This window comes from Myceligenerans crystallogenes (assembly GCF_039529775.1).
Classification (GTDB): Bacteria; Actinomycetota; Actinomycetes; order Actinomycetales; family Cellulomonadaceae; genus Myceligenerans; species Myceligenerans crystallogenes.
Genome location: NZ_BAAANL010000006.1, coordinates 1 through 12387, shown reverse-complemented (window position 1 = coordinate 12387; position 12387 = coordinate 1). Strand labels below are relative to the sequence as shown.

The window sequence follows — 12387 nt, the reverse complement described above, 5'->3', positions numbered from 1 at the left end:
ACAGGGTACAGCCCGGGCGTCCGGTTCAGGACAATCCGCCGGTCACGCGACCCGCGCCGCCTTGTGCAGCTTGGACCGCGCGTACTCGGCTCGCGGCACGTACGGCGTGACGTGCAGCAGCATCCCGGCCTCGGCCGGGGTGCGGTCGGCCTTCCAGGAGTTGCACGCGAAGCAGGCCGCCACCAGGTTGAGCCAGGTCGAGGGGCCGCCGCGCGAGCGGGGCAGGATGTGGTCCACCGTGTCGGCGGGACCACCGCAGTAGGCGCAGGCGCCGTCGCGCCGCTTGATCCCCTGCTTGGTGCAGGCGGGTGCGCCGCTGCGCTTGTAGAGCCACCGCATCGCTACGTACCGGACCAGCCGCAGGACGCGCGGTAAGGGGAAGGGCCCGAAGGTGCGGTCGTCGACCGCCTCCTCCACGACCGCGACCTCCCGCACCAGCATCCCGATCGCGTGCTTGACCGATACACGGTGCAGCGGCTCGTAACCGGCGTTCAGTACGAGGACATCGGCCACGGGTCCGCTCCTTTCGTGTTCGTCTCGTTCGTCGGTGCCAAGAAGTGCAAAAGAAAAGCCGCCCAGGACGCGAAGCGTTCTCGAGGCGGCACACGGGTGCTGGTCCGGCAGTGGCCGGATCAGCGGCGTATGGCGCCTCGGAGGGCCTCGCGGCCGTCCAGGAGGTGCTGCGCGGTGGTCGGGTAGGACGAGGCGCGTGCGCAGCGGATCATGAGCGTCCCGTCCTTTCTGGTGGTCGTTCCGGAGGGCTTGGTGCCTGTTGCGTTGCCGGCCGTTCGAGTACGGCCAGGTGACGAGATCGGGTGACCTCGTCGTGAAGAAAGGTACACACGGAGCCTTGGTCCGTCCATGCCTTTTTGGTATCCGTTCCCAAGAATTCATCAAACCAGGGGAACCCGCCTGTGCGACACGCCGCACTCGTTCCGTCCCGCCTGCTCACACCGGATGTCGGTGTCTCGCGCTACGGTTACCCCTCGGCCGGGCGTTTCCCGGCGGAACGGACAGTCAGTTGGAAGGAGCCCACATCCCATGATGGGAGGACATCACGCAGCGACAGGCGCAGCCGCCTGGGTCGCCGTGACCTCGACCGCCCCGTTCGCCTTCGGCTGGTACGAGGGGGTGTCCGACACCGGCGTCCTGGCGGGAGCCCTGGTCTGCGCGGGTGCCGCGCTGCTGCCCGACGCCGACCACCACAGCGGCACCATCGCGAACGCCCTGTCGCCGGTGTCCAACTGGGTGGTGAAGGTGGTCGAGACGGTCTCGGGCGGGCACCGCAAGGGCACGCACTCGATCCTCGGCGTCGTGGTCTTCACCGCCATCGCCTGGCTGCTGAGCTTCGTGCGCGTCGACACCGGGATCGAGGGGATCGGGACGGTCCAGGTGGGTCCCGGCATCCTCTGCGTGCTGCTGGTCGCGTTCGCGCTCAAGGCGCTCAAGATCACGCGGGACACCAAGATCCTGCCGTGGACGACGTCGGTCGTGCTCGCCGCCCTCATCGCGGTCTTCGCGCCCGAGGAATGGTTCTGGATGCCGTTCTGCGTGGCCCTCGGCTGCGTGGTGCACAACCTGGGCGACTTCATCACCACCAACGGCGTGCCGTGGTTCTGGCCCCTGAAGTTCCGCTCCCCGCGCTGGGCGCGGGACGGCAAGGGCATCATCGAGCTCACGTCGTTCTGGAAGCGCAACGGCAGCCTCGCCATGCCGATCCTGGGCAACGCGGGCTCCGTGCGCGAGTGGATCTTCCTGATCCCGGTGTCGCTGTACGCGGTCGTGGGGATCGTGTGGGCGCTGCTGAGCCAGATGGGGTACTACCCGCAGGGGTTCTGGAACCAGGTCTTCGGCATCGCCTGAGACGTCGTCGTCCGGCGTCGCCGTCCGTCGTCGTCCGACGGCGACGGGCGCGTCCGCCTACAGCCCCCGCGCCACCGCCGCGCCCGCCGCGAGCCAGGCGCGCCTGGTCGCCGGGCGGAGCGCGCCGTGGCGCAGGTGCCCGTCCACCATCCCCGGGTCGAACGGGACGGTGACGACCTCGCGCGCGATGGGCGCGTAGCCCGCGGCGACCTTCCGGATCTCCGCGGGCGGCGCCTTCTGGTCCGCCTGGCTCACGACCACCACCGCCTGCTGCGCCAGGTAGGCCGACCGCCCGTCCCGCTCGGCCAGCCCCTCCAGCAGGAGCGCGCCCGCCTCGGCGTGGTCGTCGCGCGTGGTCGTGGCGATCACGAGCTGGTCGGACAGGTCGATCATGCGCTGCCACATCGGGTCGGACTCGTCGTTGCCCGAGTCGATGACGATGAGCCGGTAGTACTTGCTCAGCACGGAGTGGATCGCGTCCACGTCCGACGGGTCGATCCGCTGCTCGTTCGCCATCGCCATCGGCTTGGACCGCAGCACGTCGTAGCGGTCGCGCGTCTGGTGGTGCACGTACCGCGCCAGATCGGCGGCCTGGGCCGACGGCCCCAGCAGGTGGTCCGTGCGCGGCAGCAGGTCGAGCAGCGTCGCGTCGTGCGGGCCCTTCTCGGTGCGCCAGCCGAGCGTGCCGCGCGTCTGGTTGTTGTCCCAGGCCACCACGCCGGCGCCGCCGTACTGCGCGAACACCGCCGACAGCAGCACGGTCGACGGCGTCTTGCCCGCTCCGCCCTTGCCGTTCACGATCGAGATCGTCCGGGGGCCGGGCCAGTGCTGGCTCACCTCGCGCTCGTCCGCCCGGATCGCGCGCTCCGCGGTGCTCGGCGGGATTCGCACGCCGATCCGCGTGAGCCAGCCCCGGAAGCCCTGCTCGGCGGGCTCCTCCACGGAGACCTGGGTGAGGAACGACCCCCGCGCCTCGCGGTGCGCCCGCGAGCCCGGGCCGTCGTCGGGATGGAACGGGTCCGGGACGCCGGTCCGCTCGGGGACCCTCGGGGACGACGGCGCGGTGCGCGCGTGCTGCGAGGCGGGCGCGCGCAGGCCGGGGTCCAGGCGGGAGCCGTTCGGGACCCTGCCGCCGGGGTCGGTGTCCGGGGTCAGGCCCTCCACCGCCACGTAGCCGACCGCGACGTCGGGGGCGGGGGCTGGTGCCGCGGGGGTGTCAGCCGCGGGCGGGGCGGGATCCGGTGCCGGTCCGGCGGGGGCGTTCCCCGCCGCGCCGGCAGGAGCCGGAGCGGCGCTCGCCTGGTGCCCGGGCTCCGGCGCGGGTTCCCCGAAGGGATCGGTGGCGCGGACCGGGGGCGGGCTCAGCGGGATGCGCCGCCGGGTGACGTCGGGTTCCGGGTCCGGGGCAGGGGCCGCCGGGCCGGCGTCGTCCCGGGTGACGACCGGCGTCGGACCCGACGGCGTCGGCCCGTCCTCCTCCGGCACGACCGTCCCGTCCGGGTGCACCACGAGCCTCCAGATCCCCTCGGGGCCCTCCGCGCTCGCGCGGACGGGCCGCCCGGCCGCGACGGCGCTCTCCGTGACCCGGCGCAGGACCTCGACCCGGGCCTCCTCGAGGCTGGAGGTCGCGACGGGGTAGGACGTCCCGTCGATCCGGACCTCCCCGGACCCGTCGTTCCTGACGACGGCCTCGATGACCGGCCATCTGCGCACGGTGTCGGCGCTCATCCGCGTGCTCCTCGTGGTCTGCTCTCGTCCCCCGCAGGAGCCAGCCTGAGCCAAACCGCGCGAGAAAGCGACCGGAAACGCCGGACGGGTCGGTCGGGACCGACATGCCCAGCGGCCCTGCGGCGGTGCGCGCGGCGACCGCCGCAGGGCTCACCAGGAACGTTGCCGGCGGGGCGAGTGAGTGCCGCCGGCGCGGCCTCAGCCCTCGCCGAACTCCACGCTGATCGGCTCGAAGGCCGTGCCCGCCGGGTAGTTGCCGCCCCACAGGACCGCTCCCGCGTGGCTCACCTCGACCTGGGCCCAGTGGAGAGCGCCGTCCTTGTCCTCGGGCTGCCCCACGAGCCGGAAGGCGTCCGTCCGCACGCCGGAGTCCCGCTCCAGCACGGACATCACCCAGTCGTCCCCGGCGCGGCGCACCTCCGGGTCCCCGACCTCGCCCACGAACGTCCCGAAGTGGCCGAAGAACGCGACCGAGCCGCCGAACGCGAAGGCGTCCGCGTCCGGCGTCGTGCCGCCGCCCTCGAGGCCGGCGGACCGGCCGGCGTCGCCCGGGAAGCGGAACTCCGCGCCGTCGCCTCCCACCTCCGGGGCCACGGCGAGGCGGCCGCCGGGCGCACCGGCGACATACATGAGCAGACTCGGCTTGATTCCCCAGTTCAGATGCACGGGACGACCTTATCGGGGCATCGCGCCCACGGCACCGTCCGGGCGTCGTCGAGGTCGCGGCACGGGGCGCCGTCGTACGGTGGGGCAATGAACGACACCGCGACCGTCACCGCAGCCGCGTCCGGGAACGACGGCGCCGAGTTCGGCGTGCACTCCGAGGTCGGGCGGCTCCGCAAGGTGCTGGTGTGCGCGCCGGGGCTGGCCCACCGCCGGCTCACGCCGTCGAACTCCGACGGGCTGCTGTTCGACGACGTGCTGTGGGTCGAGCGCGCCCAGCAGGACCACGCCGCGTTCGTGGCGGAGCTGACGGCGCGGGGCGTGGACGTCGTCGAGCTGCACGCGCTCCTGGCGGAGACGCTGCGCGTGCCGGGCGCGCGGGACTGGCTGCTGGATCGCAAGATCGTGCCCGAGATCGTCGGGGACGGGCTCGTCGGCGCCACGCGCGAGTACCTGGAGTCGCTGCCGCCGCACGTGCTCGCGGAGTACCTGATCGGCGGCCTGGCCGTCGCCGACGTGCCCGAGCTGCCGCCCGGGCACCGGGCGCTGGCGGCCTTCAGCCCGGACGAGCGCGAGTTCCTCATGCCGCCGCTGCCGAACACCCTGTTCACGCGCGACACGACCTGCTGGCTGTACGGCGGCGTCACCCTGAACCCTCTGTACTACCCGGCGCGGCGGGACGAGACGCTGCTGATGAAGGCGGTCTACGAGTTCCACCCGGAGTTCACCGGCTCGCGCGTGTGGTGGGGCGATCCGGAGGCCGACCACGGCCGGGCCACGTTCGAGGGCGGGGACATCATGCCCGTCGGGAACGGCACGGTGCTCATGGGGATGGGCGAGCGCACGTCCCGGCAGGCGATCACGCAGGTCGCCGCGCGGCTGTTCGAGCAGGGGGCGGCCGAGCGGGTGGTGGTCGCGGGGATGCCGCGGCTGCGGTCGGCGATGCACCTGGACACGGTGATGACGTTCGTGGACGTGGACACCGTGACGGTGTACCCGCGGATCGTGGACGGGATCCATCCGTTCGTGCTCACGCCCTCGGGTGAGGGTGACGGGGCGGGGAGCCGGGGCGTGCGGGTGTCCGACGTCGACGGCGGGCGGAGCTTCCTCGACGTCGTCGCGCACGCGATGGGCCTGGACGGGCTGCGGGTCATCGAGACCGGCGGCGACCTCTTCGAGTCGGAGCGGCAGCAGTGGGACTCCGGGAACAACTGCGTCGCCGTCGAACCGGGCGTGGTGTTCACGTACGACCGCAACACCACGACCAACGACCTGCTGCGCAAGGCGGGCGTGGAGGTGCTGGAGATCGCGGGCGGCGAGCTGGGGCGGGGGCGCGGGGGCGGGCACTGCATGACGTGCCCGATCGTGCGGGATCCGGTGTGAGCCATGCGGCGTCCGCCGGATGCCGGCCGCGCGCTGCCGTGAGAGGTCTGTGAAAAGGGACGACGACGCCGCCGGGGCCGTTACCGTATCGGCGTGGCCGTACTCGAGATCCTCCCGCCCAGCACCCACCTGGCGTTCCGCGCGATGCAGGCGCTGCGGCCGCACCTGAAGGACGCCGAATCGTTCGAGAAGCAGGTCGACGACGTGCAGCGGCCGGACGGCTACCGCCTGCTCGGCGCGTTCGACGACGAGCGGGCCAACGGCACGGACGCCGTCGCGACGCTCGGCTTCCGGTTCGGCACCAACCTCGCCTGGGGGCGGTTCTGCTACGTCGACGATCTTTCGACGCTGCCGGGCGAGCGCGGCAAGGGGCACGCGTCGGCGCTGCTGGAGCGGGTGCACGAGATCGCGGCCGACGACGGGGTGACCGAGGTGCACCTCGACTCGGGGGTCCAGGCGGAGCGGGCCGCAGCGCACGGGCTGTACTTCCGCCAGGGGTACCGGATCACGTCGTACCACTTCGGGCGCGAGGTCTGAGAGGACGAGGGAGCCGCGGCGCGATCGCGGGAAAGCCGATCGCGCCGCGGCGTCGTCGTACCTAGGTGTTGCCGCACCCGTGCGGCGTCGTCGTACCTACGACGGGACCTGCCGCCCGGGAGCCGATCCCCGGCGGCTTGACCAGATCAGCCGCAGTGCTCGAACGGGCTCGTGTAGCTGCTGGAGCCCACCGAGCCGCCCCAGCGGACGCACGCGTTCGGCGCGTACTTCTTCACCGGGCCGGCGTAGTAGGCGTAGCTGCCGGAGTCGGTGGTGCGGGTGCCGCCCTGCACCTCCAGGAACGCGGAGACGGCGCTGGCGCGGCCGATGTTCGTGCTCTTGATCGTGACCACGCAGTTGTAGCCCGTGGCCGGGTTGTACATGAGGTGGACGCGGCCGCCGGTCACGGCCGCGCTGTCGATCGGGTCGAAGGCGCTGCCGCAGACCTCGCCCGGCGTGTACGGGTTGGAGCTCCCGCCGCAGTCGTCGTTGCTCGCGACGGCGATCCGGCTGCCCAGCGGCACGGTGACGCCGTCGACGGTGGGGCTGGTGTCGACCGATCCGCCCGAGAACCGCTGCTCGTAGTGCAGGTGCGGCGCGCTGGAGCCGCCGGTCGAGCCGACGGTGCCGAGCTTGGTGCCCTTGCTGACCGCCATGGACTGCCCGGCCGAGCGGACCATCGTGTCGAGGTGGGCGTAGCGGGTCTGCGTGCCGTCCGAGTGCACGACCTTGACCCACTTGCCGTACGAGGTGCTGCCCTCGTTGTCGAAGTAGGCGGTGCCCCCGGCGGTGGCGAGCACGCTCTCGCCCGCGATGGCGTCGCCGCCGTAGCTCTGCCAGTCGATGGAGCCGGCCGGGTTGTGGCCCGGGGACCAGTTGTTGGCGTAGAAGGTCTTGCCGCAGGCGAAGGGGGAGCGGTGGCTGATCGCCGCGGTGGCGGCGGGGGCGGTGGCGATCGCCGCGGTGAGGGTGAGGCCGGCGACGGCGGCTGCCGCGGCGGCGAGGCGGGCGATGCGGGACATGCGAGACGGAGTGCTTCTCATGGTCTCTCCTGTTCAACATGCGTGCGGGACAGGTGGGGCGGGACCATGGAAGCCGGGGGAGATCTCCGCGAACAAGGGGAGATCTCCCCATCTCAGGGAAATTCGCCGGGGGTTTCCCCGGCGGTCATCCTGGCTCGGGGGCGCTCAGAAGTCGAACAGGTCACCCAGGAAGGATTCCTTGCGCTTCTTCTTGTCGTAGCGCGGGTCGTAGTGGTCGTGGCGCCGGTCGTCGTCGTACCGGTGGCCGTCCTGGCGCCGGTCGTCGTAGCGGCGCTCCTCGTAGCGGCGGTCGCCGTACTGCGGCTGGGCCGGGTAACCCGCTGCCGGCTGGGCCTGCACCGGCCGCGGCGCGGGCGGCGCCGCCGGCACGGCCGGAGCCGCGGCGCGGCCGCCGTTCTCGGCCGCGATCTCGGAGTCGATCGCACGGTCGATGATCTTGTCGAGCTCACCCCGGTCCAGCCACACACCACGGCACTGCGGGCAGTAGTCGATCTCCACCACGCGTCGTTACATAGGGCCATCTGGATGGGACTTGTCCAGCGCGTCGCCCGCGTTTGTTGACGGGACAGTCTTTGCGAGCGACGGCGCTGGTCGGGGTTTGATTACTGCTTCCCGAAGGCGGGCTTGCCTGACGGGTGGGTCAGAAGTCGAACAGTTCGCCGAGGAAGGATTCCTTGCGCTTCTTCTTGCCGTACCGGGGGTCGTAGTGGTCGTGGCGGCGGTAGTCGTCATCGTCGTCGTGTCGGCGACCCTCGTAGTGCCGCTCGTCGTAGTGGCGCTCACCGTACTGGGGCTGCGCGGGGTAGCCCGCGGGCTGCGGCGGCACGGGCTGCGGGGTCGTGGGAGCGGCCGGTGCGGCGGTGGGCCTTGCGTTCTCTGCGGCGATCTCGGAGTCGATGGCGCGGTCGATGATCTTGTCGAGCTCGCCCCGGTCCAGCCACACGCCGCGGCACTGCGGGCAATAGTCGATCTCCACACCCTTACGGTCAGTCATTACGAGCGGCGTCTGGTCGATAGGACACTGCATGGGATGGCTCCTTGTGATCTGGTGGCAGGGTGTTCGGAGACGTCAACGCGCCTACCAGCGCGATGGTTCCAAGGCCCACCAGGCCGCCAGGATGGTGTCGGCTGGGCTGTGACGTCCTCGAATCACACCGGTGGGAGGTGGCCGAGTGCACTGGTCAGCCTGGGCAAGGCGTCCCTTTCGGCCTCCAGGCCACCACCGCCAGGCACTGCTGAGGAAACTCGAAAGCCAGCGCGGCTGCCGCAGCCGTGGACGAAGAAGCCAAGCGGGCCGCGAACATCCGCGCGTGCGCCCTCCAGGCACGGATCCGCGACATGTCGCCGAGACCGGGCTGATCCGCCAGCGGAACTGCGAACAGCCCAACCTCGGCAACGTGGCGTGAGTCAGCGCAGCACGCGGGCTTGTGGTAGCGGCCGCGCCTTATATGGGATCTTCTCGTGGTAGAGCCACGTCTTGTAGCTCCGTGCTGCTGAGGCGGTCTGCACTCCCTGGATGTGCAGTACCCCGTGGACGATGGTCGTCTCGATGCTTCTGTCGCCGTAGTTGATCAGGTGGGTGACGTCACCGGGGAGAACAACGGCCAGTACCACCTTGCCGTTCGGGGCGAACGACGAGCCTCCTTGCGCCAATTTCACGAGGTGCGTTCGGTCCTCGCTGAATTCGTAATGCTCGGTCGACATTGCGATCCCCCTTCTCCTTCCGCGCGCCTGGAGCGTCGCGGCCTCGCCGTCCACGTTACGGCGAACTTCCAACGCCGACACGCCCAGGAGGTGCTGCCATGTCTCGTCCTACCCGTCTACCTAACCTGCCGACACCCGGCCTGGACCAGCCGCATTTGCGGTTGCGGTTCCACACTGCCAGCCCGGAAGCCGACACTCCTGGTTCGCATGGTTCCACGCCGCCCTTGGAGATCGTTGGCTCCCCTTAACTCGGCGGCGAGTATCGCCGTCCTACTTGCGCCAGGATCTGTGATGTGTTGTGGATCAGGAACCGTGACCATCTAGCCTGAGACCGTGGCGATCGTAGACTTGGACCGACAGCAGGGGTTTGCTCTGCTCGCGGAGATGACCTCTACGCGGAACCTGCTCGCTTATGGCATCCGGGTCGTCCGCACTGGCGCGTTCATCGACACAACCCGCGACCCCATCCTGACCATGTTGTCGATCGGCGTCGAGAAGCTCTACAAGCTGACCCTCGGGCTCATTGCCCTGGACTGCGACCACAGGTGGCCCACCAAGTCAGAGATGCAGAAGCAGGGGCACAAGCTCGTCTCCATGCACGTGGCGGTCATGAACGAACTGCGAGTGCGCACCGCGAACAAGAGTCAGTATGTTCGCGAGCTCCTCGCCGAGGTCGACAACGACCCTGTCGTCGCGCCCATCATCGAAGCGCTCGACATGTACGGACGCATGGGACGGTTCTACTACCTCGATGAGTTGGGCGATGCCCCGCAACCGGTCAGCCCTGGCGACGCATGGCAGAACATCGAACAAGCCGCGCTCGCTGACCCAGCAGTCGCAACTCTATATGAGCAGGCGGTGAAGGATGTTGGCGACAACGAGGCCTGGGAGAAGTTCATCCGGGCACTCCACGGGCGCATCGCGACGGCTGTCGAGCGCATCTGGGTCGCGATCGCAGTGTGCGGGAGAAACCATGCCTTGGGAGAGACCGGCGAGACCTTTGGCTTTGAGGTACACCCCGATGCTGTAGGCAGACAGTAGGTTGCACCGGGTCTGCCTTGGTATTCATCGACCTATATCAACGCCAGCTTGACGAGTGCGCGCCGGACCGCTTTGCGGCCGGCTCCCATGGTGCGCGCGATAGCCCCATCGAGAGCCCGCCGAGGTGGAGCTCCACGACCTCAGCCGCTTCTTCGACACCAAGTCCCGGATGCCGTGCGCCGTACCGGGCGGCGTCGGGACTGCCCGAGGGACGGTTGACACTTGAGCGGTGCCCAGCCGAAACCGTCATGGCCGGTGGGTGCTCGGTGCGCTCCGTCCGGGTCCTGCCACAGATCGACGCGACGCGAGCCCGTAGCATTCAGAGATGCAGGAAGACACCCGGGATGTCGGAGTCAAGGCCTCAGCGGCCGCGATCGGAGCGCTTGCCGGAACAGCTGTTGCTGGACCAGTCGGCGGTATCGTCAGTGCGGCTGTCACGCCGATCCTGGAGCCTCTGATGATGAAGGTCTTCGAGGAGTTCTCATCGGATTCACGGGAGTCGGCCACCGGAGTGCTCGTTGAGGCGGCTGAACACGCCGGGACCGGGCCGACAGAGTTTGCTGAGCAGGTGCGTCGAGGCGAGATGCAACGGCTCGTTGGCGGCGCTGCGTTCGCGGCCGGGGCTCGCACCAGAAACAAGGACAAGATTCGCGGGCTGGGCCGGGCGCTCGCTGATGGGATTCTTGCTGAAGACACGGCCAAGCTCGACGAGACCCACCTCATCCTTCGCGCGATGGATGACTTGGAAGCTCCGCACATTGCCGTCCTGAACTATCTCGCGAACTTCTGGCCTCCCACGCTGGCTGCTGGTGGCACGGTGGTGCGAGAGCCAGCGCCTTTGAACGCAGCGGACCACGCGGAGCGTGCGTGGCGAGGCCGCCCGCGATGGACGGTTCAGCAGGTGATTGCCGCCCGTGAAGGCTTCGCGGATGCCGTGCCGAGCTTGCTTGGGACTTTGCAGCGCCACGGGCTCGCATCCGCGGAGCAGGACCTCAAGAAAATGCTCGACGACTACGACAAGGCGACCAAGAAGGCGCAGTCCGCCACGTCGCGATCGTCGCAGACCCCCAAGTTCGACACGACGAAGCTCGAGGACCGCTGGGCTGCAACTGGCTTCGCCCATCGGGTTCTCGCCTATCTCCTGGCGGAAGGAGTTGCGGTGAGCCCTGCGGACGCGCAGTAGCGCTGGATGGACCGGAATCGGCGGGGTAAGCCTCCCATCCGGCCTCCAGGGCCCGGTCAGATGTCGCTGAGGAACCTCGTATCCCGCCATCTTGCCGGAGCCACTGGCATCCACGTCTGAGGATCCCCGGATGTCAGATCGGAAGACACGTCAGTGGTATTGCGAGACGCTCGGTGTGGGGTCCCCGGCTGGTGACGGCAGATGCCAGTCACCAGCCGGAAGAGGCCGTCGTGCTTGTTCCGAGGTCTCGCTCGTCGTGACTAGACTGCTAGCCTTCGCCGATCAGGCGGTTGAGCGACTCCACGGAAGCCAGTGTGGTGGTTCCCGCGCAGGCCAGGCCGATCAGAATCCTCACCCCTGTTCCCGCCTCCGCGGCGACAGCAGCTGCTGCCACACCTGCGCAGGTAGCCAGGAGCAGGGCGATGAACCAGATCACCGCGGACCTCAGGCTCACCAGCCCCTCGGGTCCGCGCTCCTCGGAGCCCTGTCGTCGTACAGTGGTCTTCAAGCTTGTTTCCTCCTATTCGCGGGCGGAACTTGCTGGCGGCTCGCACCCCGTCCGGTGCGAGCCGCCCTGACTCGCGGTCCCGAAGCGACCGCACGTACAAGCTTCCTCGCTCGGAACCTGGCAGTCGAGGCAGGGTGCATGTAGGCTTGACCCGCCAGTTCACAGTTACTCACAACATCAAATATTGGAACATGTACCAGGCGGGTTAAAGCGTGCAGAGCAAGATCGAGGATTGGGGTGTCCAATGACCATGGCCGAGATTGAGGCCGACTTCGGGCGGCCGCTGACCGGCAAGCGCCGCCAGGCGCTGAGCAAGCGGCTGGCGAGGCTGGAGTCGGCGGCGATGTCCGGGTCGGTGGACGGTGCACGCACCGCGTTCAAGCGGTTGGCGGGGGGTGAACTCCGTCGCGCGCTTCGGGTGCGGAACGGGTTCGCATACTGGGCTGACGCCCCGGAGTCTCGTACGGCCTCGGACCGGTCGCTGCCCCCGAAGGAGGATCGTCCACCGGCGGCCCGGATCATGTCCCCGCGAGGGGTCGCGCTGCGCTTCATGCTGACGGCGATCGCTCTGCAGCAGGCATGGCACCCGCGAGCAGGATCGCGAGCGACCAATGATGTCCCGATCTGGCCGGCCACCAGTAAGGATCACGGATGGGCCTGTCGACGACGCGTTGAGACTGACCCTGTAGCGACGGATTGGGACTGACCCCTCCGAGATGCTGGAGGGGTGATTG

General features: G+C 69.5%; 14 protein-coding genes. 6 read left to right on the top strand and 8 right to left on the bottom strand.

Annotated elements, in window-relative coordinates; genetic code table 11:
* Positions 1-42: 42 nt before the first annotated feature.
* Positions 43-513, bottom strand: a complete 471-nt coding sequence (locus ABD208_RS14695; RefSeq protein WP_344104213.1) for an HNH endonuclease — start codon at positions 511-513, stop codon at positions 43-45.
* Positions 514-1041: 528 nt separating this feature from the next.
* Here ABD208_RS14695 and ABD208_RS14690 point away from each other — a divergent pair.
* Positions 1042-1863, top strand: coding sequence for a metal-dependent hydrolase (locus tag ABD208_RS14690; RefSeq protein WP_344104211.1), 822 nt, complete (start codon positions 1042-1044; stop codon positions 1861-1863).
* A 57-nt stretch (positions 1864-1920) separates the two neighbouring features.
* On the opposite strand, the gene ABD208_RS14685 is transcribed toward ABD208_RS14690, so the two are convergent.
* Both ABD208_RS14685 and ABD208_RS14680 read right to left on the bottom strand, forming a co-directional pair.
* On the bottom strand, positions 1921-3591 hold the full coding sequence (locus ABD208_RS14685) for an AAA family ATPase (protein ID WP_344104208.1): 1671 nt from the start codon (positions 3589-3591) through the stop codon (positions 1921-1923).
* Between the two features lie 198 nt (positions 3592-3789).
* Positions 3790-4257 carry an HtaA domain-containing protein gene (locus ABD208_RS14680; protein WP_344104206.1) on the bottom strand — a complete coding sequence of 156 codons (468 nt, stop codon included), beginning with the start codon at positions 4255-4257 and terminating at the stop codon, positions 3790-3792.
* Between the two features lie 87 nt (positions 4258-4344).
* On the opposite strand from ABD208_RS14680, the gene ABD208_RS14675 reads away from it, so the two are divergent.
* Positions 4345-5637 carry an arginine deiminase gene (locus ABD208_RS14675; RefSeq protein WP_344104204.1) on the top strand — a complete coding sequence of 431 codons (1293 nt, stop codon included), beginning with the start codon at positions 4345-4347 and terminating at the stop codon, positions 5635-5637.
* Between the two features lie 93 nt (positions 5638-5730).
* Positions 5731-6174, top strand: a complete 444-nt coding sequence (locus ABD208_RS14670) for a GNAT family N-acetyltransferase (RefSeq protein WP_344104201.1) — start codon at positions 5731-5733, stop codon at positions 6172-6174.
* Between the two features lie 146 nt (positions 6175-6320).
* Here ABD208_RS14670 and ABD208_RS14665 read toward each other — a convergent pair whose 3' ends face one another.
* The 4 genes from ABD208_RS14665 to ABD208_RS14650 form a co-directional block, all read right to left on the bottom strand.
* Positions 6321-7217 carry a M23 family metallopeptidase gene (locus ABD208_RS14665; RefSeq protein WP_344104199.1) on the bottom strand — a complete coding sequence of 299 codons (897 nt, stop codon included), beginning with the start codon at positions 7215-7217 and terminating at the stop codon, positions 6321-6323.
* Between the two features lie 144 nt (positions 7218-7361).
* On the bottom strand, positions 7362-7718 hold the full coding sequence (locus ABD208_RS14660) for a TFIIB-type zinc ribbon-containing protein (RefSeq protein WP_344104197.1): 357 nt from the start codon (positions 7716-7718) through the stop codon (positions 7362-7364).
* Between the two features lie 139 nt (positions 7719-7857).
* The gene (locus ABD208_RS14655) at positions 7858-8244 is read right to left on the bottom strand and encodes a TFIIB-type zinc ribbon-containing protein (RefSeq protein WP_344104195.1); all 387 of its coding nucleotides are present in this window, start codon (positions 8242-8244) and stop codon (positions 7858-7860) included.
* A gap of 380 nt (positions 8245-8624) precedes the next feature.
* Entirely contained in the window at positions 8625-8921 is a 297-nt protein-coding gene (locus tag ABD208_RS14650; protein ID WP_344104193.1) for a hypothetical protein, read from the bottom strand.
* A gap of 333 nt (positions 8922-9254) precedes the next feature.
* On the opposite strand from ABD208_RS14650, the gene ABD208_RS14645 reads away from it, so the two are divergent.
* On the top strand, positions 9255-9962 hold the full coding sequence (locus tag ABD208_RS14645) for a hypothetical protein (protein ID WP_344104191.1): 708 nt from the start codon (positions 9255-9257) through the stop codon (positions 9960-9962).
* A 325-nt stretch (positions 9963-10287) separates the two neighbouring features.
* The gene (locus ABD208_RS14640) at positions 10288-11145 is read left to right on the top strand and encodes a hypothetical protein (RefSeq protein ID WP_344104189.1); all 858 of its coding nucleotides are present in this window, start codon (positions 10288-10290) and stop codon (positions 11143-11145) included.
* A gap of 268 nt (positions 11146-11413) precedes the next feature.
* On the opposite strand, the gene ABD208_RS14635 is transcribed toward ABD208_RS14640, so the two are convergent.
* Positions 11414-11653 (bottom strand): hypothetical protein, encoded by a 240-nt coding sequence (locus tag ABD208_RS14635; protein WP_344104187.1) that lies wholly within the window; start codon positions 11651-11653, stop codon positions 11414-11416.
* A gap of 244 nt (positions 11654-11897) precedes the next feature.
* Between ABD208_RS14635 and ABD208_RS14630 the strand changes: the two genes are divergently transcribed.
* Entirely contained in the window at positions 11898-12359 is a 462-nt protein-coding gene (locus tag ABD208_RS14630) for a hypothetical protein (protein WP_344104184.1), read from the top strand.
* Positions 12360-12387 lie beyond the last annotated feature (28 nt).